Here is a 20,331-nt window from a genome sequence, read left to right on the forward strand (position 1 = left end):
TCGGTCAGTGGCCCGCGGCCGCTTCAGGTTGGGTAAGCAGCGTCTTCGGCCCCAAGGTACCTTCCACCCGGCCGATCATCGCCATTTGCAGGTCGGCGTCCGCCGCCCAGAAGTCGCGCAGTGCCTCGACATAGCCGGTCACGCTAAGTATCTGCGAGCGCGTGTCGGACAGCAGGTCGAACACGCCGATCAGCATGCCGTTGTAGCGCAGCAGGTTCTCCTCGGCGATGCGCTTCCTGAGCGGCACGATTTCGTCGCGGTAGTGCTTAGCGATGTCGTGGGTGAGCCGGTAACTGCGGTAGGCCTCCCGCACTTCCGAGCGCGCGTTGATGGCGGTCTGCGCGGCGCGGTCGAGGGCCTGCCAGTAGATTGCCTCGGCCTTGGCCACGCGGGCCGTCCCCCAATCGAAGAGCGGTAGTTCGAGTGCGATTTCGTAGCCCTTCTTGTACGGATCCGACTTTTCGCCTTCGAGAACGCGGGCGGGCCCTAACTCGAGCACATTGATGAACCGGGTCGTCTCGGTGAGGTCGAGGTTGCGAGCCACGGCCTCTGTCTCGAGGATGGCGGCCCGTATGTCGAGACGCTGCGCGATGGCCTGGCGCTCGATGTCCGGGCGCTCGGAGGCGGTGCCCGGAAGGTCGGGAAGGCGCTCCGGCAACTCGTAGCCGGCCTGCCCGCCCCACAATCCCATCAGTCGCGTCAGGCGTTCCCGGGCGGCGCTCTGCGCGTGCTCCGCGCGCGCCAGGTAAAGCGCGGCATCCGCGTAGAAACCGTGTTCTCTCGCACGCGCGAGCCTGCTCCAGTTTCCGGCTTGCTCCATCCGCCTCGCGAGTTCGGCGCTCGCGTCCGCCGCGCGCAACACCTGGCGCATGTAGCGCACGGTCTCCTCCGAAGCGACCGCGGCAATCCAGGCCTTGCGCGTCTCGGAAGCGAGACGCAGCACTTCGACAGCAACACTTTGCTGCGCCCGCGCGAACCGGCGCTTCTCGACCTCGAACGCAAGCGGGGCGGTCACGAGCGAAAGCACGTTGAAGGTGAGCGCCTGTTCGATTTTGTAGTCGTGACCCAGCTTGGCACGAAACATCGAGAAGTGCGGATTCGGCAGCCGCCCAGCCTGCACCAGGTCGGCTTCGGCTATGCCCAATTCGGCGAATGCCGCGCGCAGGTCGCGATTGTTCAGAATGGCCACCTGTACCGCATCGTCGGCCGACAGAGGCCGCTTGCTGAGCAGTGTCGCTACTCGAGATTCGAGCGCCTCACGTTCGGCGTCGGTTCGTGGCCAGATCGCGTCCTTGCCGATTCGTTGCCTCACCTCCTGTTCGACTGACCCAAAGCCGCCGTCGGGCGTGAACGTGGCACACCCGCCCAGGATCATGGCACCCACGAAGACGGAGGCGCGTCCTTGCAACCCCTGTAATGTCCCGTTCATCGCCTATTTCGCCTTGGCTTCGCCCGGGTTCTTGGGCGCACCAACGGGCACGCTCTTCCCCGAGGTGGTCGATGCAGGCTGGTTGGTCGCTTCGTAGGCTTCGCGCGCATAGACCTTCCAGCCTCCGATGCGCCCCACCTCGTCATTCGCCTCCCGCCACGAAGCCACCGGAATCCCCTGGTAAGAGCGGTAGTTCACGAAGGGCGTTTCGTAGCGCAACGGCTGGATGTCAACATTGGCATTCAACGGTTCATTCGATACCGCACTCTCTTTCGAGTCCTTGGCCATCACGGGAGAAATAATTAAAGCTAGGCCTATCATGAATGTAGCTGTCTGCTCTCTCATTGGCGGCTCGCACTTTGCATTGAGCGGGTATTCTTTTTTTGGGGGGGGAAAAAGCGGCGTGCGGGACGAATGGTGACGACGTGAAGCCTACATCCTCCTTACGCCAAAATTACAATGCTGTAATGACAGTTTCCCTGACCAGTGCCAGACGCACAATGGCAGCCCTTGCAGACACGCTTCGGGAACGTCAATGAAAATTCTAGTTGTAGAAGACGAGCTCAAGACCGGCAACTACCTGCAGCAAGGTCTCACGGAAGCGGGCTTCGTCGTTGACCTCGCTCGCAATGGCGTCGACGGACTTCACCAGGCCCGGACCGAAAGCTACGACCTCGTCATTCTCGATGTCATGCTGCCAGGCTTGGACGGCTGGGGAGTTCTGCGCGCCATGCGGGAAGAAGGTCGGTCGATGCCAGTCCTTTTCCTGACGGCAAAGGGACAGGTCGAGGATCGCGTCAAAGGGCTTGAACAGGGTGCCGATGACTACTTAGTGAAACCATTTGCCTTTGCCGAACTCCTGGCAAGGGTACGTACCCTACTTCGCCGGGGTCGGGTATCAGAACCCGAGGTGCTTCGGGTGGCCGACATAGAGCTGGACCTACTCCGCCGGCGCGTCCATCGGGCCGGGAAACGCATCGACCTTACCGCCAAGGAGTTCCTCCTCCTGGAGCTCTTGATGCGCCGCCACGATGAGGTACTTCCCCGCTCGCTCATCGCCTCCCAGGTTTGGGACATGAACTTCGATAGCGACACCAACGTAATCGAGGTGGCAGTTCGACGGCTCCGAGCCAAGATCGACGACGGCTACAAGGTCAAACTCATCAACACTGTCCGCGGCATGGGATATGTCCTCGAAACTCCGGGTCCCGACTGATGCGACTGCGTTCCCTCACCTTACGTCTCACACTGCTATTCTGGATTGCATCGACAGTAGTTCTCGTGGCACTTGGCTACCTCGTGTCCCGATCAGTGCAGATGCATTTTTTGGAAATCGATCGGGACGAACTTCTAGGCAAGGTCGCGCTCGTGCGTCACACGCTCGCCAAAATTGAAACAGTCGACGAGTTTGCCGCAATGCCTGGCCGCATGGACGATGCACTGATTGGCCACCCTCACCTGGGCGTACGACTCTCCTCTCCAGACGGAGCCCTGCTCTACGCATCGCCCAATGTCTCTTTTCCGGACGCGGACTTTCCTCTGCGCCTGGCCGAGGATCAACAATCACCTCCATCCATTGCCACATGGCGCCACGGCGATCACTATTTCCGGGGAACCATGGCATCCGTGCCTACGGCGTTCGCTGGTATGCCCAGGGCGAATGTTGCCGTCGCAGTAAGCATCAATCACCACATCGCCTTTCTGGACACCTTCAAGCACAGTCTCTGGCTCACGATTGCGCTAAGCGCGCTGCTGACAGGGGTTCTCGGCTGGATCGCCGCACGCCGCGGACTGAGGCCCATAAGCGACTTGACAGCGGTTGCAAGAAACATCAGTGCGAGTCGCCTTCATGATCGCCTGCAGGTCGACACCTTGCCGGTTGAGTTGACCGCTCTTGCACTTGCCTTCAACGACATGCTCAGTCGCCTCGAGGACTCCTTTCGGCGTCTTTCGGACTTCTCCTCTGATCTTGCACATGAATTCAAGACTCCGCTCAGCAACATGATGATGCAATCTGAAGTCGCGCTCTCCAAGTCGCGGTCCGAGGAGGATTACAGGGAGACGCTTTATTCAGGACTTGAGGAGTGCGATCGCCTTGCGCGCACTGTTTCCGACATGCTCTTCCTCGCCAAAGCCGACCATGGACAGGTCGTCCCCACGATAGAGATCATCGATCTCGCCACTGAAGTTCAGGAACTCTTCGAGTTCTACGACGCTTTTGTGGAAGAGCGCGGCGTCACGCTGGCGCGTCAAGGCAGCGGAGTGGTCCACGGTGACCGGTTAATGTTGCGTAGGGCAATAAGCAACCTGCTCTCAAACGCGGTGGCCCATACGGCGCCTGGTGGCCAGATCACAGTTTCATTGACCAGCACGACTGCGGATGTGATCACACTCGCCGTTGAAAATCCTGGCCCGTCGATCCCATCCGAACACCTTCCCCGGCTGTTTGATCGGTTCTACCGGGTGGACCCGGCACGCCAGCGCAGCCGCGGTGGCGTGGGTCTCGGACTCGCCATAACAAAGTCAATCGTGACAGCACATGGCGGTGCGATGTCGGTCTCGTCTGACCATGGCATTACCCGCTTTGAAATGACGCTGCCGGCAAGGACTCGCCCGGGTTCTTAGCTCGTGTCTGCTACAGACTCCCATGCCCACTGAAGTTCTCACCGATGTAATGTTGGTGTCAGTCGACTGAAAGGCACCTTGGCGCACCATGGCGATGTACAAACGCGTACATCAAAGGAGACAGACCATGAACGCCACTCAACCAACGAAGATTCTCCGCCTCTCAGTGCTACTAGCTGGAGTACTCGCCACTGCAATGGTGGCACTCCCCGCAAGTGCCGCAAGGCTTGAACAGCCCACTCCTGGCACCTTCATTCTCAAGGACGGTACGACGCTGTCCGTAGCAAAGAATGGCTGGATGCGGATGTTTACGGCCGAGGGCCAGCGGCTGAACATGAAGGACGGCGTTATCATGGAAACCAAGGATGGCGACACCATCGTGATGAAGGAAGACGCCAATTGGAAGCAACTGCGACTATACGGAACGCTGCGGCCGTCGCGTTGATCGAGGCTGAGCGGATCGGTTCAGGTGCTGCATCTGCACCGATCTTGCCAGCAGAGTTTCCGTGCCTCAAATTCTAGTCGTGGCACTCGTCGCACAGCTCTCAATGTCACTCATGACATTGGGATGCACTTCCAGCCCGATGCGCAAGGTAGAGGAAGACGGCAGGTACTGCTTCAAATCGTCCAACCACCGCTTTGTTTGTACCACACGACCCATTCCCGGTGCCGCGTCCGCGAAAGCTGCGTTGACCTTCTCGCCGCGTAGCGAGGCAATCACCCTCTATGTCATACGCAACGACAGGCCTGACGCGTTCGGTCGGGTACCCCTCGTTATTGACGGACAAGAGTCTTTCGACACAATCCCCCATTCTTTCGCGCGAGTCGAGCTTACGCCCGGCCTTCATAGCCTGTCCGCATTAGGGCGCGGCAGTTCGGCTACATTCGCTTTGGACGGCCAGGGTGGTTCCCTCCGCTTCGTGCGCCTTCGTGGCAATACCTCAGTATTTCCGCCGGATAGCTATCGCTTCGAGGAAGTAGACGTGCGCGAGGGACAGCGCTTAGTGTTGGATCAGACGTTTGTGTCAGAGCTACGTCTCCGATAAGGCTTCCGCGGCAATCAGGACCTCTTCAGTTCCCTTTTCACCAACTCCTGCAACTCCTTCACCACCAGTCGCGGCAACGGGTGGCCATTGACAAAAAACTGTGGGGTTCTGGTCACACCGACCGTCTTTGCCACCGCCGCATCATCTTCTAGGCGCTGGCTTATCTCCGGCGAATTCATCTCGCGTTTAATACGCTCCAGATCGAGGCCTGCTCCCTCAAGCGCAGGCCAGACCTTTTCCGGCACAACCTTTCGGTCAACAAGCCATCGCTCCTGGGTATCCAGAACCATTTCCAGCGCTTGCCAGTATTTGTCCTGACTGCGCGCTGCCTCGACAATCCTCACGAGGTCTTCGGATCCTTGGTGAAACGTTGCGTAGCGAATCGAAAGACGGATGGAGTCGGGGTGCACGGCCATCATCCGCTTAACATGCGGATAGAATATTGCACACGTGGAACACGCTGGATCGAGGAACTCAACGATATGCACCTTCGCCTGCACATTGCCGCGTGATGGTGCCACATCGCTCGCGAGGACTTTCCGGTTTCTCGCAACGGCTTCGTTCGTGAACTGCTGCGCTCCGCTATCGTAATAGACGATGACCGCAACGAATATAGCGATGAGCAGCACGCCTGTGCCAGCCACGAGCCACTTGAGGCTTACTCCACTGGACGGCGACGGAGTAGCATCGCTCGCGTCTGGATCAGCTTCTGCTTCACGTACGACATCGGCCTCAACCGACGCCTGGGATATGTTCAGAGCCTTGTGATGCCCTTGCTTTTTGCGCTTGCGGCTCATGCCATTCCCCTACCTAACTCGTTCCGATGGTGTGTGCTTCATTTCGGGGCTACCGCACATCCGCGCCGTACGCCTTTCGCAGCTCCTTCCTCACCAGATCCTGAAGCTCCTCAAGGCCAAAGCGCGGCATCGGCTGGCCATTAGCAAAATACTCTGGCGTCTTGGTTACGCCGAGAGCCCGCGCATCGGCAGCATCCTTGTCCATGCGCTGAGCAATCTCCGGTGAGTTCATTTCCCGCCGGACTCGCTCCAGATCCAGACCCAGTGCCTCCAAGGCCGGCCAGACCTTTTCTGGGTAGACGCGGTGGTTCATGGTCCACTGCCCTTGCGCGGTAAGCACAGCCTCCAGTGTTTCCCAGTACCTTCCCTGACTGCGAGTCGCCTCCAGAATCCTGACCACATGCTCTGATCCTTGGTGAAGAGGAATATGTCGCATTGATAGGCGTATCCGGTCGGGATTGGCTGCCATTAGTTTTTTCACGTGGGGATAGAACGCCGCGCACGTCTCACACGCCGGGTCGAGAAATTCCACGAGGTGAACTTTTGCGTCCGGCTTGCCCAGGGAGGGTGCATGCTCGCTTGCGAGAAGCGCTTGATTCATTGCCGCCGTTTGCTGCAATGCCTTCTCTTTCTGATTCTTATAAACAAGGGAAGCAGCAATGAACACAATCATTATGACGGCGATCGCGGCAGCAAAGATGACGGTGCGCTTGCTGCTTCGTACTTCGGGGGGCATTTCCGCGGACGCTACCGAGGAGGACACCTGGTGCTTGCTCTTTCCGCTCATGGCTTGCTCCGAACGTAGGCCGTAATCAGTAATGCATTCATGGTTGAAAATGCGAGAAGCGACAACACAGGGATATTGAGGAAGCCCAGCCACTGAAGCTGTACCTCTGAGCAGGGAACACCTTGACTGCAGGGCCTGATGGCTTCTGGAATCACACCTGCAACGAGAAGTACGTGAAAGAGAGCCACAAGCCACCCACCAATTCCTAGGGGTATGGCAAATCGGAACACATCTCCGCTAAATGGAAAAAGTCCCACCGCCAGAACCACGACGAGCGGAAACATGAAGATGCGCTGATACCAGCATAGGACGCAGGGTGGCAGCTGCATGACCTCGCTGAAGAACAAGGCACCAAGGGTAGACACGCTCGCAATGGTCCAGCTCGCAAACACCAGGGGCCAGCCCACATTGCGTCTCTGATCGCTCACGACCGGCGTACTTTCACTTGAAGTGCACCTCGCAATGACCGCAATGCCACGGCACCTCTACTCCTTTCGCTGACCACTTCGATCGTGTTCTGCCGTCACTTGGGCTCGCGTAGTCCACGCTTGAATAGCATCCCGTATCAATGGAATGGATGCTCGACCTGCTGACGTCCCAATGGCAATCAAAGTGGTGCGGCTCTCAGGACCAACATTTCCAACGCTACGGATATTTGGTGCGATCACGACGTCCGCTTCGGCCAGTTGAGCCCGGTTAAGGTTATGCGCCATGATCTGCATCGACTGGAAGAGCATGTCCATAGGCGTCCGCAGCGAGGCCTTCTCGGGAGACCATGCGACGTTGACGGCGATAACAATGTCGGCGCCGAGTCCTCTGGCAACTCGCACCGGCGTGGGTGCCGAAAGACTGCCGTCCGCAAGCAAACGGCCACGAGCGCGTACTGGCTCGAACACTACGGGAATGCTGCTGGAGGCTCTCACAGCAATTGCGGTATCGCCCTGGTCAAGCACGACGGCTTCACCCGTCATTACGTCGGTAGCCACGGCGGCGAACGGCACTGGCAGCGCGTCAAGTTCCCGCCCGCCCTGATGGCGGCGTACGAAGTCTTCCAGGCCTTCCCCTCCCACCAAGCCGCGGTGTGGTATCCCACTGGGCATCAGGAGAACCCAGTCCAGTTCCTGGGACGCATGCCCAATGTCGGAGGCGGTCATCCCTGAGGCCCAAAGTGCACCAACGATGCTACCGGCGCTGCTGCCGACGATGAGTGATGGGCGAATGCCCGCCTCTTCGATTGCTGCGAGGACACCGACATGCGCATATCCGCGCAGTGATCCGCTCCCTAGTACCAGAGCAACACGAGGACTACCTTCCAGTGCCCGCGCATTTGCTCGCGTTCCAGGCGCATTCGCGCGCTCCATCGGTTCTGGGTGCGGCATGTACCCTGCAGCCGCCGCTGCGGCAGGAAGGACAAGCATGTGTCCCAAAGCCATGCACCCTGTAAGTATCACTCCGGATGTCACGATAGCTACCAACGCGAATGCACGGCGAGCGCGTATCGCGATGAACCCGAAAGGGAGCCGGGAAGCCATCTCTCTTAGATTGTCTTCTCGCTAGTGGCGACTGAAGACACGCGTAGATCCATCCTCGAGAACTAGGAGCACCGAATAGGGGACCTTTCCGGCAGCCTCCATGCCAGGCGAGCCCGCTGGCATTCCGGCCACCGCGAGGCCCACCGCCTTCGGCTTCTCCTTAAGCAAACGCTTGATTGCGGAGGCCGGGACATGTCCTTCGATGGCGTATTCACCAATGGTGGCGACATGGCAGCTACTCAAGGCCTCGGGGATCCCAGTGCTGCCGCGAATCATGCTTACCTCATCAACCACGTTGGCTCGCGTCTTCAGGCCGTGCTGTTCGAGATGGGCCGCCCACAGGTCGCAGCATCCACATTGCTCACGCTTGTAGATATGCACAATCGGCGATGCGGCGAGCGACACCTCTGAGATAGACAACAAGGCAGTGAACAACAGTGTTCCAGTCTTCACTTTGACTCTCCTGGTTGGATAAGCGCTTTCGGGACAAGACCGCGGCCCTTGACCAACGCGTAGATCGCAGGGATGACCGCGAGAGTAAGAATGGTCGAGGAGATCATCCCCCCCACCATGGGAGCGGCGATGCGCCGCATGACTTCGGAGCCGGTACCGGTGCTCCACATGATTGGCAGCAACCCCGCCATAATCGCCACGACCGTCATCATCTTGGGACGTACCCGCTCAACGGCACCTTCCATCACGGCTTCATAAAGATCGCTTGCAGTTGGCTGAGTGCGTTCCTTGCGGATACGCTCCCAAGCATGTTCAAGGTAAATGAGCATCACGACGCCGGTTTCGGCGGCCACGCCTGCCAACGCAATGAATCCGACGGCCACCGCCACGCTCACGTTGTAGCCGAGCCACCAAATCAGCCAGACACCACCCACAAGCGCGAACGGCACGGAGAGCATCACAATGAGCGTCTCCGTCATGCGCCGGAAGTTCAGGTACAGAAGCACCATGATCGCGAAGAGCGTTAACGGCACGACTATCTTGAGCTTGGCGATAGCCCGCTCCATGTACTCGAACTGCCCGCTCCAGGCGATGAAGTAGCCCGGCGGAAGAGCAACCTTCTCTGCGACTGCCTTGCGCGCATCTGTCACGTAGCCGCCAATGTCACGGCCGCGAAGATCCACGTAGATGTAGGCCGATAGCAGTGCATTCTCGGTACGGATACCAGGCGCACCCTTCGTCACCTTCACTCGCGCAACCTGGCCAAGGGGCACCATCGCGGGTGCCTGCCCGGCTTCCGCCATCGTTGGAACTAGGACGTTCGTGGCGATGGCTTGTGGGTCAGACCTCAGTTCGCGGGGGTAGCGCACAATCACCCCGAAGCGCTCGCGACCTTCCACGGTGAGGGTCACCATCTCGCCGCCCAGGGCGGTAAGGATCACGTCCTGCAACTCGCCCACGGCGAGCCCGTAGCGGGCGAGCGCCGCGCGATCCGGCTCGATGTCCAGGTAGTAGCCACCCGTCAGGCGCTCCGGCGTAGGCACTGGTCGTGCCAGGAACTTCTTTGACAACCCGCTCGATGTCCCTCGCGATGCGCTCCATCTCGCCCAGTTCCTTGCCGAACACCTTGATGCCGATCGGGGTGCGGATGCCGGTTGCGAGCATGTCGATACGCGCACGGATCGGCATCGTCCAGGCGTTGGACACCCCGGGGAACTGCATCGCCTTATCCATCTCGGCAATAAGCTTGTCCATCGTCATGCCAGGACGCCATTCGCTTTCCGGTTTCAGGTTCACAACCGTCTCGAACATCTCAAGCGGCGCAGGATCCGTAGCGGTTAGCGCGCGTCCGGCCTTTCCAGCCACGCTCGCCACTTCCGGGAAGCTCTTGAGGATCCGGTCCTGAATCTGCAGGAGCTCGCCCGCCTTCGTGACCGACATGGCCGGAAGGGACGCAGGCATATAGAGAATCGTGCCCTCGTTGAGCGTGGGCATGAATTCCGTCCCCAGCTTCGAGGCCGGGAGGGCGGTCACACCAAGTACGACTGCCGCAATCAGAATTGTCGTCTTCTTCCAGCGCATCACCCATGCGATGACAGGCCGATAGAGCGCAATGAGGATGCGGTTTACCGGGTTCCTCGCCTCAGGAAGGATTCGGCCCCGGATAAAGAGCCCCATGAGCACCGGGACTAGAGTCACGGAGAGAAACGCGGCCCCGGCCATCGCAAAGGTCTTCGTGAACGCGAGCGGCGCGAACATGCGACCCTCCTCGGCCTCCAGCGTAAACACCGGAAGGAACGACACGGTGATGATGAGGAGCGAGAAGAAGAGCGCGGGCCCCACTTCTTTGCACGCATCGACCATCGCCTGCGCGCGCGACTCGCCGGGCTTGAGTCGCTCGATGTGCTTGTGGGCGTTCTCGATCATCACGATCGCAGCGTCGATCATCGCACCGATGGCGATGGCAATGCCGCCAAGGCTCATGATGTTCGAGTTGATGCCGAGAGCGCGCATGCAGAGAAAGGCAATCAGGACGCCTATGGGCAGCATGACGATTGCCACAAGAGCACTGCGAACGTGTAGCAGAAACACCATGCAGACCAGCGCCACGATCACGCTTTCCTCGAGAAGTGTGGTCTTCAATGTGTCGATGGCACGGTGAATGAGATCCGATCGGTCATATACCGTTTGCAGCGTGACCCCCTCTGGCAGGCCGCTCTTGATCTCCTCGATCTTGGCCTTGACGTTATGAATCACTTCCAGCGCGTTCTGACCGAAGCGGGCCACGACGATGCCCTGCACGATCTCGCCGTCGCCGTTGAGTTCCGCGAGCCCGCGACGCTCGTCGGGCCCAAGCTCCACGCGAGCCACGTCACGAACGAGCACAGGCGTTCCCTTCTCCGCTTTGACAACCAACTCCTCGATGTCCGCCTTACCCCGTAGGTAACCGCGGCCGCGGACCATGTACTCGGCCTCGGCCATCTCTATCACGCGCCCGCCGACGTCGCGGTTCGAATCGCGGATGACCTGGGACACTTTCATCAGGGGCACGCCGTAGCTGCGCAGCTTCACCGGATCGACGATCACGTGGTACTGCTGCACGAAGCCGCCGACCGAGGCGACTTCCGAGACACCCGAGGCCTTCGTGAGCTGGTAGCGCAGGAACCAGTCCTGGATCGTGCGCAGCTCGGCAAGCGTGCGGTTCTTGCCCATCACCGCGTACTGGTACACCCACCCGACACTCGTCGCATCAGGCCCAAGTTGTGGCGTTACCCCGCTCGGCAGCTTGCTCGAAACGAAGTTGAGGTACTCCAGAACGCGCGAGCGTGCCCAGTAGAGATCGGTGCCGTCCTCGAATATCACGTAGACAAAAGAGGCGCCGAAGAATGAGAAGCCGCGCACCACCTTCGACTTGGGCACCGACAGCATGGCCGTCGTGAGCGGATAGGTCACCTGGTCCTCAACCACCTGTGGCGCCTGGCCGGGCACCTCCGTGTAGACGATCACCTGGACGTCGGAGAGATCGGGGAGGGCGTCCAGTGGCGTTCGCACAACAGCGAGAATGCCGGCCAGCGTCACCGCGAGGCTCGCGAGCAGGACGAGGAACCCGTTGTTCGCCGACCACTCGATGAGGCCGCCAAGGACGCCACCCCCCGCGCGGTCCTCGGGCTCCTTCACGTTACCGGTTACTTTGTCAGTCACGATCAATGCCCCTTGTGGCTGTCGGCCGGTGCGGGGGAGTCCTTGGCCTTGGCAGCGCCGGAGGCGGACTTCACGCTCGTGATGACGAACTCGCCGGGCTTGCGCTCTACGAACTCGAACTCGATCCGCGTTCCAGGCTTCACACTTCCCGCCAACGCGGCGTTAGCGAATGCAAAGTCCATTGTCATTGCAGGCCACTTCAGGCTCGCGATCGGTTCGTGTGACACCGTAACGGTTTCGTTCGGTCCCAGCGCGTCAACCGTACCGGCAGCCTGATGGCTCAATGCCCTCGTGCCGTCAGCGGACTTCGACACCGAGCCCATACCCCCAAGTGAAGCCCGAAGATTGCTTTCCGCGTCGATGAGGAAGTTCGCGGATACAACGACAATCTCGCCCGCGGCGATTCCGCCCTTCACCTCAACCCAGTCCGCACTGCGCGCTCCGAGCTGGACCTCGCGTGGCTCGAAGCGGCCTTCTCCCGGCTGTACAAGGACAACCTTTCGGACACCGGAGTCGATGACAGCCGATACCGGTACGGCAACCACCTTTGCGGCGTTGCCGGAGGAGAGCTCGACCTGGGCGTACATGCCGGGCTTGAGGAGCCCCCCGGGATTGGCAAGCTCCAAGCGGACCGGTACGGTTCGCGTCTCTGCCTTGAGGGTCGGATAGACATACGTGATTACGCCCTCAAACCACTTGTCCGGATACGCATTGATGCGCACCTGCGCCTTTCGCCCGCTCGTCACCAGTCCGATGTCCTGTTCGCTCACGTCGGCGAGCACCCAGATTCGCGAAAGCTCCGCCACTTGGTAGAGCATTTCGCCTGGCATGAAGCGCATGCCGGAGACGGCCTTCTTCTCCATCACGATCCCCGTCGCAGGGGAGCGAAACGTGACGGTCCGCTTTGCTTCGCCGGACTTCTCTAGGGCCTCGATCTGCTCCTCCGAGACGTCCCAGTTGCGCAGCCTCGTGAGGCTCGACTCCGCGAGCTGCGCCATGCCGGAGCGGCTTTCCGCACCCGCGTCCTTCAGTGACTTCTTGCCTTGCGCCGCGATGGCGTACTCTCGCTGGGCGGCTACGAGTTCAGGACTGTAGACCTCGAAGAGAGGCTGCCCCTTGGAGACGGGCTGCCCCGTCGTGTTCACGTGCAGCCGCTCGACGTACCCCTCGAACTTGGGCGCGATTGTCGCGAGGAGCCGCTCGTCGACTTCTACACGGCCGGCCGCCTTCACGATGCGGTCGATGGCGCGCAATTCCGCGGCTTGCGTACGTACGCCGAGCTTCTGCAACCGATCCGTGGAGATCTTGAGCTCCGACCCGGACGACGCCGGTTCCTCGCCTTCGTATACCGCGATGTAGTCCATGCCCATGGAGTCCTTCTTGGGCACAGGCGAGGTGTCCGGCAAGCCCATGGGATTGCGGTAGTAGAGGAGCTTCCTCTCCTTCTTGACGTCTCCGCCGGTAGATGTACTCGACGCTGGCGCCGCGGCGGAATGCGTCGCACCTTGGCGATTTCCAAAGAAGTACCCTCCAGTTGCCGCCGCGACCGCCACAACACCTACAAGTGCCGCAATGCCGCTTTTCATAGTTCTTCTCCCACGATGCGTTCGATGTCCGCGAGGCGCATCTGCGCCTCCGCCTGTGCCTTGAGCCGCTCCTGCTTGGCGCGCAGGATCTGGCGCTGCGCATCGAGCAGGGTGGCAAAGTCGACCTTGCCGTTCTCATAGCCGGCAAGTGCCGACTGAAAAGTGAGTTCCGCCTGTGGGAGGAGACTGGTTGCTGCCAGTACCTCCGTACTGCGCGCGGCTTCGAGCCCGGCAAGGCTCTCCGCCAGCTCCCCATGCACACTGAACGCGGCGGCTTCACGCTTTGCATTGGCTGCATCGAGCATGGTGCGTGCCTCGCGCTCCTTGGCGCGGCGACTGTCCTGCTGGAGGGGGATGCTGACCTCGAACATGAGCTCCCACTCCCCGATCTTCCTTCCCATCTGCGTCGGCGAGATACCGACGGTGAAATCGGGGTAGCGATTGAGATCCGTAAGTTCAACCATCTTTCCCGCAGATCGAGCACGTGCCGCTTCCGTGGCAATGATGGGATTGCGCAGCCGTGCACGCCCCTCAAGATCCGCCGCCACGAGACGCACGGGCGGTGGCAGAGGTCGGATCCGCTCTGGCGAGGCAAGGGGCGCGGAAGCCGGTCGGGCAGCAAGCGCATTGAGGCGCGCAGCCAGCCTACGCTTCTCCGCCTCGATCATTACCAAATCCGTCCGCATGGTGGTCTGCTCCACTTGGGCTCGAATTGCATCCTGCTGAGCCGCAAGTCCTCCGGCATAACGCGCTTGGGCAACTCTCTCTAGGCGAGCCATCAGATCGAGAACCTCCCGCGTGAGTTTCTCGTTCTCAAAGGCAAGGTAGTACTGAGCGAAGGCCGCCTTGATACGCATGGAAAGCTCTAGCCAGGTGGCATCCACTCTCGTCGATGCCACTTGGGCTTCGGCCTCCGCCACTTCACGCATTGCGTCACGCTTGCCGAACCACGGCAACATCTGCATGACTGTGTATTTGGTGCCGCCGATTTTCGAGGGATTGAGACTCGGGGGAGCATCCATGCCCGCGTTGGTGATGTCCATCAATTCGACGCGGAAGGTCGGATCCGGAAGCGCGCCCGCGGATTCGGGCTTTTCGCGGGCCGCGGCGGCCTCGAACCGCATGGACGCGAACTCCGGGTTTCTTTCTCGAGCGAGATCGAGCAGGCTCTCGACATTGCGCCCGGGATGCGTTGTCTGCGCCAAAACCTGAGTGGACATTAGAAAGGGAAATCCCAAGCAGGCACTCACAACGAGCGCAATTGGCATAGCTCGGCGGGGGCTCCGCTCACTGCGGATCAATTGGTTCAAAACCATGACTCCTCCATAGACGAAAGCTATCGGCCTCGGGCATCGAGGGCGATCAGTGCTTTCGGTCAATCAGATGCGCAGGACGCCGTACAAGATAGCAAGCGACGTCGCTTGCGGTAGCGGCCCAAAGCCGTTCGATACATCCAGGTCAGTCGTATCGGCGGCGTCGGACACCTCAATGCCACGGGGCGGACTATTGCCAACCAGGGCCGAGTTGGGGGGGTGCCCCCCTTCAGACGAGAACCCTGGATCATTGTGGCAATGGTCAAGGCAGACATTGGCGTCATTTAACTGACCATCGGAGCCATGTGCTTCATCGCAGCAGGAGTGCTTTGCTATGGCGTTGGAGGCAACCGTCTGCGTCACCGTACCGCAGGCATGTGCCGATACCGCCAATTGCGCGAACGCGATCGCGACAATTGCACATATGGCGGCCAGGGCGCGATGTCGTCGTTTCATGGTGGCGAAGTATGCCGATAGCAGCTCGCAAAGTCTCTTGAGGGAACGCAAACTCCGATGAACATGACAGAGTTGTAACTTTATAGTCAGCTAGGTGTGATCTTCAGGTCTCCAGTCACTCAACATCACCTCGCCCTGACGATCGTCCGGCACCCTCTATCGGTTCACATGCCGCGCAAAGACATTGGAAGCAGTCGCGACGACACTCGGCCATCTCGCGGACAATGAAGATACGGGGACATCACCACATCGCGCGCAACCGCCGTGTTATGTGAAAGAGGCGACAACGCTGGCATCGTCGCGCGACTCACGACACATGATTTATGTCGTCTTTGTAATGTTTGCGTCAGACGGTGGACAGAGTGACGGGATCATCATGCGGACTACTCACATCGCATTACAAGCGTGCTTACCGTCCCGGTTTGTTTTCACACTAGAAATGCGATCCGCCGCATTGTCGTCGCTTAATGCTTGCACCAGTCTCTCCCCAACCAATTAGGAGTGCTTCATGATCAGGTTCGCCGTTCCTCTCCTGGCTTCCCTTCTCGCGTCGGGCACCGCGCTTGCGCAACACCACCATCACGCCACGCCACCAACTTCCAGCTCCCACGCTAACGAGCCCACGGCCACTGATGGCGTGGTGCAGAAGATCGATAAGGACGCCGGCAAAATCACGTTGAAGCATGGCGAGATCAAGAACATCGGAATGCCACCCATGACGATGACCTTTCCGGTGAAGGAGCGTGCCCTTCTCGACACGTTGACACCAGGTGCGAAGGTCACGTTTTTTGTCCAGCAGACCGGAAGTGGCGCCATGATGGTTACCGCGATCGAGAAGGCGAACTAGTGCGCTGTATTGACTGAATCGTTTGTGGTTTGCCGTGAGACCACCGCCTAGCTCTTCAACTGTCACGGACCAGTCGCAGCTCGATAGTTACGGTTTCCCCCGGACGCCATGTGGTTGGCGCAACCAAGCGAGGCTTTCGCTATGACTTCAATGTCGCCCGCAGGTCACGATCATTCGGATGCTCACCAAAGGTCGGCGCGTCCCTGGATGGTGGCCTGCGTCATGCTGGCTTTCATTCTATTGTTCTTCATGCTGCGGGAGCACTGGGAACATGTCGCGGGGAAATGGCCCTATATGCTGCTTCTTGCCTGCCCCTTGCTGCACGTGTTCATGCACGGTAAGCATGGACATGCGGGGCAAAACCACATGCCGACGACCCCGAGCCCTGCAAGTCCCCATTCCGGACACAAGTAACGAGCCTGCAGGCTGGCGTCTTGCAATGGGCAGTCACTCTGCTCATTAGCCTCTACAGACGCCGCCAAACGCACGGCCCACTAGTTTGGGTGCCACGATGAGGGCTCCTGCATGCGGCATTGACATTTCTGCGGAGCACGCGCGGCCGTTCTATCGCGGACCACGATGCGCAACGCTCGGCAATACCTCGCATGTGCATGCGGCTGCAACGCGCTCGGTATCCCCATTGCCGCAGGTATCTTCTACCCAATGTCTAGCCTCATGCCCTCGCCCGTCTTCGCCGGGGCAGCGCTGGCCCAAAGTCTGTTCTCCGTGGTCGCAAACGCATTACGGCTCGATCGCGTCACGATGTGACCGTCTGCCGGAGTCTTCCGGAATAGACCATTACAGACAGTGTCTGTTACCGCACCGACACTACCACCACATCTGCGTACCATTCTGCCAGTCGCAAGGAGCAGGATGCAGTGTCGTCGTTTCGACTTTGTCCACGGCGGCCCTGGTTTTCACTGCTTTACTGATGAGAACCCATGAAGATCATCAAGACCATTTCGGTCGGTACGTTGTCGTTGTTGGCGAGCGGTGTAGTAGTGGCGCAGAGCGAAACCATGATGGACGGTGGCAGCGGTTACGGCTGGATGGGGGGATACGGCGGGATGTGGGTGCCGCTCCTCGTCGTGATCCTGGTTGCCGGCATTGTCGCGTGGGCCGTGGCCAAGAAGGACAAGTGACCGCAGACGAGAGAAGGACGTCATGGCCATGAGGATCGAGCCGCAGAAGATTGGCCTGCTGCGCACGACACCACGACTGGAGCAGATCCTGCGCGTGCTTGTACGACACGGCTTCGCGGGTGTTCTTTTCGGAAGGAAGTGTTGGCCACCGCCGCGCAAGGTGCGCATGGCCTTCGAGGAACTCGGCCTGGTCCTTCTCAAGTTAGGCCAGGTAATCGCGATGCGGCATGACCTACTGCCGATTGCTTTCATCGATGAGCTGGGGTTGCTGCACGTCGAGTTGCCGGCAATGAACGTCGAGACCGCCCTTGATCTACGGCGGCTGACGATTCCTTACTAGAGGACGTCACATGGTGCGGTGGCGGGAGGTCTACGGTTACACTGCAAACACGCGGTGAATGGCCCATTCCGGCCGGTCTCTCAATGCGCACGACGGCCCGTGGCCAGAGCCACGCGTCTCGCTTAGGCGATGACCGGCAACGGTGGTGCACCGTTGCCGGCTATTCAGGAAGGCAGCACATTCAGCACAGCCATCATTCCTGCATCTTCATGCGGCAGAATGTGGCAGTGAAACATTCGCTTTCCGGGCAGCATTTGCCGTGTCTTGATTGTGACCGTCTCCCCAGCCGGGACGTTCACGGTGTCGAACCACGCCAGATAGCTAGCTGGAACGGTAACTCCCCGGGCTGTCCGGCTGACGACCTGAAATTGAGTCCCGTGAATGTGTATTGGGTGATCCATAAACGTGGTGTTCACCAGGTCCCAAAGCTCCACGCGACCGACCACCGCTTCGAGATCGACGCGGTTCATGTCAAAGGTCTTGCCGTTGATAAGGAACGTGCCCATCATGCCCATGCCGCTGGCGGAAAGCACAATTTGCTGCCGAATGCTTGCGGGTCCAAGATCGGCAATCGGACGCAGTGACCCCGGCAGAACAACAGGTACGAGTGCTGCAGCACTGCTCGTCTGAACCGTCATCAATTCGCTACCTGCCCTGCCATTTATCGCGCCGCCATAACCAAGGTCACGAAGCACATAGCGTGTCGATTGTCTCGTCTCGACTGTCACGACGATTTCAATTCTCTGGGCGGGAGCAAGAAGCCATTCCGTCTGCCCTAGCAATGGCTGACTCAGAAAGCCGCCATCAGTCCCGACGACAGCAAATTGGTGGCCGTCGAGACCGAGACGCAGGTAACGGTCGGCCGTCGCATTTATGATCCGCCAACGCTCGGTGGCGCCCGGTGTTGTCGCGTGAACCGGTAGCCTTTGCCCGTTCACCAGCAACGTGCCCGCACCTGTCATCATCATCCCGCTCATGCCGGACATCAACACGGAGCCGGAAGCCACCTGCCCATATTGGTCGAGCGCGAGTTCCGTGATCATCAAGGTCAACTCGGGGAGGTCGTCCAGCGGGTCATCGGCACCACGTACGATGAGCGGGGCGGCGAGACCGTGGCCTACCTGGAGCGTTGTCGTCTGATGCGCGTGTGGGTGATACCAGTACGTGCCGGCACTGCCAATTGGCACATCGAAGGAATAGATCTGGTTGGCCCCGGACGCCACTGGGTTCATTGGGCTGCCGTCCTGGTCCACGGGAACCGCAAGGCCGTGCCAGTGGATGGTCGATTCGATGGGCAGTCGATTGGCAAAGTCAATCTTGACGTTCTGTCCCTCGCGTAACTCGATGACCGGGCCCGGGCACTGGTTGTTGTACCCCCATAGCTCGGTCACACGGCCGGGGACCAAAGAGGTCTGGTATGGAGAGGCGGTGAGCGCCCCCCGGAAGGCATCCTCGACGGCACTGGTGTTCGCAAGTGCATCGAGGCGACGCAACGGAAGTCCAGTGGGAATTGTCGATCCAAAGGCAGATGTCCCACCAAACATGCCTCCCATGCCTACACGCGGCATGCCCCGCATTTGTGCTGAAAGGTTATGAGATGCAAACAGTGTCGATAGGGTGCCCGCTGCAACTGTTTGAATAAACTGACGACGACGCATGTGTTACTCCTTGGGAATGAAAGGGTTCGAGTACTTGATGGTGCGACATCCGTTATCGGTCGAAGAGGTCAAGGTGCGCTCAGGCAGATATGGCGAGCTTTCGTCGGTGATCGCGACTCTCGGCCTATCGATCTGCGCCTAAGTCGACTCATTCGCGACCGACTGGCTCGCTGTAGAAGTAAATGCCACACGTAATTCGTTGACGCGGTTCAGGAGACGCGGCTTCACTCTCCTCGCGCGTAGTGGCCACGCGGTTCAAATCGGTCAGCATCTTCATTCCGAGGCCGTGAGCCCGCTTTTCCACGTGCTCGACGCTGGACTGCGTGAGACCCTCATACATAAGGCTTCGCTCGAACCGCGGTGGGCGGTTCCCCAGCAGATTTTCCGTGGCTGCCGCCGCGTGGTCGTGCAGGTTGTGCGCGAAAAAGAAGAGTTTTTCGTCAAGCCCGGCTGGCGGCACGAACGCATCGGCGTTTAGCACAAGTCGGTCCTGTTCGTCGATTCGAACCACCCCAAGGCGAAGCCACTCATCCAACACGACGCGCGGACGGATATCGGTGCTGCGGCTCGCAACGAGGTCCTCGAAGCAAACTCGTGCGCCGTTAGTGCGCGCACGCGGCAGTGGTCTCGCATTCCCGTCTTCATCGAGGAAGCGCTCGTCGGAGAGCCACGTTGTCACGAGCCGACCGCCCAGCGAAACGCTTTCGGGCACGACTTCCTTCGCGGACGTATCCGACCCGCGTAAACGCCGTACGTCCTTGCGGTGCACACCCGATAAAAGGCTGATACGGCTGTCGGACATCTTCCGCGCCCCGAGGCGGAACTCGCGCTCGGCCAATTCAACGAAAACGCCCTTGAGGAGTTCGGCCATCAGTGGATACGTCACCCCGCTGGCTAGCATCAGGCGAACCATCGGGCGCAGGGCGCGCCGGATCGCGCGTACAAGCGCCGGTGCAGGGGCTGTGGTGTTCAACAAACTCATGCGCAGATGGATTTGGCTTTGCGAAATTGGCCGTTTGATCCTAGCACAGGAAACTCTTGACGTGGGAAATTTTCCCACGTATTGTGCCCTCATAGAACCTATTTCAGTATTCCCTAATGAACTTTGGGAATCTGACT

Annotated in this window: 19 protein-coding genes and 1 pseudogene; 7 read left to right on the forward strand and 13 right to left on the reverse strand. The window is 59.7% G+C overall.

Annotated elements, in window-relative coordinates:
* Positions 1-4 precede the first annotated feature (4 nt).
* Together IPP91_19675 and IPP91_19680 are read right to left on the reverse strand one after the other, a co-directional pair.
* Positions 5-1,429 carry a TolC family protein gene (locus tag IPP91_19675; GenBank protein MBL0144258.1) on the reverse strand — a complete coding sequence of 475 codons (1,425 nt, stop codon included), beginning with the start codon at positions 1,427-1,429 and terminating at the stop codon, positions 5-7.
* 3 nt (positions 1,430-1,432) lie between these two features.
* Complete coding sequence (locus IPP91_19680; protein MBL0144259.1) at positions 1,433-1,675, reverse strand: hypothetical protein; 243 nt, start codon at positions 1,673-1,675, stop codon at positions 1,433-1,435.
* 289 nt (positions 1,676-1,964) lie between these two features.
* Here IPP91_19680 and IPP91_19685 point away from each other — a divergent pair, with 289 nt between their 5' ends.
* The 3 genes from IPP91_19685 (at position 1,965) to IPP91_19695 (ending at position 4,499) form a co-directional block, all read left to right on the forward strand.
* Complete coding sequence (locus IPP91_19685; GenBank protein ID MBL0144260.1) at positions 1,965-2,645, forward strand: heavy metal response regulator transcription factor; 681 nt, start codon at positions 1,965-1,967, stop codon at positions 2,643-2,645.
* A complete protein-coding gene (locus IPP91_19690) occupies positions 2,645-4,054 on the forward strand; it encodes a heavy metal sensor histidine kinase (GenBank protein MBL0144261.1) in 1,410 nt (469 codons plus the stop codon). Before IPP91_19685 ends, IPP91_19690 begins: the two co-directional genes overlap by 1 nt.
* A 127-nt stretch (positions 4,055-4,181) precedes the next feature.
* The gene (locus IPP91_19695) at positions 4,182-4,499 is read left to right on the forward strand and encodes a CopK family periplasmic copper-binding protein (GenBank protein ID MBL0144262.1); all 318 of its coding nucleotides are present in this window, start codon (positions 4,182-4,184) and stop codon (positions 4,497-4,499) included.
* Between the two features lie 615 nt (positions 4,500-5,114).
* Here the strand turns inward: IPP91_19695 and IPP91_19700 are convergent.
* The 9 genes and pseudogenes from IPP91_19700 to IPP91_19740 form a co-directional block, all read right to left on the reverse strand.
* Positions 5,115-5,897 carry a thioredoxin domain-containing protein gene (locus IPP91_19700; GenBank protein MBL0144263.1) on the reverse strand — a complete coding sequence of 261 codons (783 nt, stop codon included), beginning with the start codon at positions 5,895-5,897 and terminating at the stop codon, positions 5,115-5,117.
* A gap of 49 nt (positions 5,898-5,946) precedes the next feature.
* Complete coding sequence (locus tag IPP91_19705; protein ID MBL0144264.1) at positions 5,947-6,633, reverse strand: thioredoxin domain-containing protein; 687 nt, start codon at positions 6,631-6,633, stop codon at positions 5,947-5,949.
* A 47-nt stretch (positions 6,634-6,680) separates the two neighbouring features.
* Positions 6,681-7,112 (reverse strand): disulfide bond formation protein B, encoded by a 432-nt coding sequence (locus IPP91_19710; GenBank protein ID MBL0144265.1) that lies wholly within the window; start codon positions 7,110-7,112, stop codon positions 6,681-6,683.
* Positions 7,113-7,169: 57 nt separating this feature from the next.
* Complete coding sequence (locus tag IPP91_19715; GenBank protein MBL0144266.1) at positions 7,170-8,045, reverse strand: patatin-like phospholipase family protein; 876 nt, start codon at positions 8,043-8,045, stop codon at positions 7,170-7,172.
* A 192-nt stretch (positions 8,046-8,237) separates the two neighbouring features.
* The gene (locus tag IPP91_19720; protein MBL0144267.1) at positions 8,238-8,669 is read right to left on the reverse strand and encodes a DUF411 domain-containing protein; all 432 of its coding nucleotides are present in this window, start codon (positions 8,667-8,669) and stop codon (positions 8,238-8,240) included.
* Positions 8,666-11,798, reverse strand: a pseudogene (locus IPP91_19725) (efflux RND transporter permease subunit). Before IPP91_19725 ends, IPP91_19720 begins: the two are co-directional and overlap by 4 nt.
* Positions 11,799-11,872: 74 nt before the next feature.
* Positions 11,873-13,456 carry an efflux RND transporter periplasmic adaptor subunit gene (locus IPP91_19730; protein ID MBL0144268.1) on the reverse strand — a complete coding sequence of 528 codons (1,584 nt, stop codon included), beginning with the start codon at positions 13,454-13,456 and terminating at the stop codon, positions 11,873-11,875.
* Positions 13,453-14,724, reverse strand: coding sequence for a TolC family protein (locus IPP91_19735; protein MBL0144269.1), 1,272 nt, complete (start codon positions 14,722-14,724; stop codon positions 13,453-13,455). The genes IPP91_19730 and IPP91_19735 overlap by 4 nt, the downstream gene beginning before the upstream one ends.
* A 111-nt stretch (positions 14,725-14,835) precedes the next feature.
* Positions 14,836-15,225: a hypothetical protein gene (locus IPP91_19740; protein ID MBL0144270.1), complete on the reverse strand. Its 390-nt coding sequence runs from the start codon at positions 15,223-15,225 to the stop codon at positions 14,836-14,838.
* Between the two features lie 508 nt (positions 15,226-15,733).
* Here IPP91_19740 and IPP91_19745 point away from each other — a divergent pair.
* The 4 genes from IPP91_19745 (at position 15,734) to IPP91_19760 (ending at position 17,554) form a co-directional block, all read left to right on the forward strand.
* Positions 15,734-16,072, forward strand: a complete 339-nt coding sequence (locus IPP91_19745; GenBank protein MBL0144271.1) for a copper-binding protein — start codon at positions 15,734-15,736, stop codon at positions 16,070-16,072.
* A gap of 207 nt (positions 16,073-16,279) precedes the next feature.
* A complete protein-coding gene (locus IPP91_19750; GenBank protein ID MBL0144272.1) occupies positions 16,280-16,486 on the forward strand; it encodes a DUF2933 domain-containing protein in 207 nt (68 codons plus the stop codon).
* 527 nt (positions 16,487-17,013) lie between these two features.
* Positions 17,014-17,214 (forward strand): hypothetical protein, encoded by a 201-nt coding sequence (locus tag IPP91_19755; protein MBL0144273.1) that lies wholly within the window; start codon positions 17,014-17,016, stop codon positions 17,212-17,214.
* 22 nt (positions 17,215-17,236) lie between these two features.
* Complete coding sequence (locus IPP91_19760) at positions 17,237-17,554, forward strand: hypothetical protein (protein MBL0144274.1); 318 nt, start codon at positions 17,237-17,239, stop codon at positions 17,552-17,554.
* Positions 17,555-17,718: 164 nt separating this feature from the next.
* Here the strand turns inward: IPP91_19760 and IPP91_19765 are convergent, their stop codons facing one another.
* Both IPP91_19765 and IPP91_19770 read right to left on the reverse strand, forming a co-directional pair.
* Positions 17,719-19,212, reverse strand: coding sequence for a multicopper oxidase family protein (locus IPP91_19765; protein MBL0144275.1), 1,494 nt, complete (start codon positions 19,210-19,212; stop codon positions 17,719-17,721).
* A gap of 148 nt (positions 19,213-19,360) precedes the next feature.
* Entirely contained in the window at positions 19,361-20,194 is an 834-nt protein-coding gene (locus IPP91_19770) for a hypothetical protein (protein MBL0144276.1), read from the reverse strand.
* Positions 20,195-20,331: the final 137 nt, after the last annotated feature.

This window comes from Betaproteobacteria bacterium, from assembly GCA_016720855.1.
GTDB lineage: Bacteria > Pseudomonadota > Gammaproteobacteria > Burkholderiales > Usitatibacteraceae > FEB-7.

Coding starts and splice junctions, on each gene's coding strand:
- IPP91_19675 (MBL0144258.1), bottom strand. CDS start 1,429: ATGAACGGGACATTACAGGGGTTGCAAGGACGCGCCTCCGTCTTCGTG.
- IPP91_19685 (MBL0144260.1), top strand. CDS start 1,965: ATGAAAATTCTAGTTGTAGAAGACGAGCTCAAGACCGGCAACTACCTG.
- IPP91_19690 (MBL0144261.1), top strand. CDS start 2,645: ATGCGACTGCGTTCCCTCACCTTACGTCTCACACTGCTATTCTGGATT.
- IPP91_19695 (MBL0144262.1), top strand. CDS start 4,182: ATGAACGCCACTCAACCAACGAAGATTCTCCGCCTCTCAGTGCTACTA.
- IPP91_19700 (MBL0144263.1), bottom strand. CDS start 5,897: ATGAGCCGCAAGCGCAAAAAGCAAGGGCATCACAAGGCTCTGAACATA.
- IPP91_19705 (MBL0144264.1), bottom strand. CDS start 6,633: ATGCCCCCCGAAGTACGAAGCAGCAAGCGCACCGTCATCTTTGCTGCC.
- IPP91_19715 (MBL0144266.1), bottom strand. CDS start 8,045: ATGGAGCGCGCGAATGCGCCTGGAACGCGAGCAAATGCGCGGGCACTG.
- IPP91_19730 (MBL0144268.1), bottom strand. CDS start 13,456: ATGAAAAGCGGCATTGCGGCACTTGTAGGTGTTGTGGCGGTCGCGGCG.
- IPP91_19735 (MBL0144269.1), bottom strand. CDS start 14,724: ATGCCAATTGCGCTCGTTGTGAGTGCCTGCTTGGGATTTCCCTTTCTA.
- IPP91_19740 (MBL0144270.1), bottom strand. CDS start 15,225: ATGAAACGACGACATCGCGCCCTGGCCGCCATATGTGCAATTGTCGCG.
- IPP91_19745 (MBL0144271.1), top strand. CDS start 15,734: ATGATCAGGTTCGCCGTTCCTCTCCTGGCTTCCCTTCTCGCGTCGGGC.
- IPP91_19750 (MBL0144272.1), top strand. CDS start 16,280: ATGGTGGCCTGCGTCATGCTGGCTTTCATTCTATTGTTCTTCATGCTG.
- IPP91_19755 (MBL0144273.1), top strand. CDS start 17,014: ATGAAGATCATCAAGACCATTTCGGTCGGTACGTTGTCGTTGTTGGCG.
- IPP91_19760 (MBL0144274.1), top strand. CDS start 17,237: ATGGCCATGAGGATCGAGCCGCAGAAGATTGGCCTGCTGCGCACGACA.
- IPP91_19765 (MBL0144275.1), bottom strand. CDS start 19,212: ATGCGTCGTCGTCAGTTTATTCAAACAGTTGCAGCGGGCACCCTATCG.
- IPP91_19770 (MBL0144276.1), bottom strand. CDS start 20,194: ATGAGTTTGTTGAACACCACAGCCCCTGCACCGGCGCTTGTACGCGCG.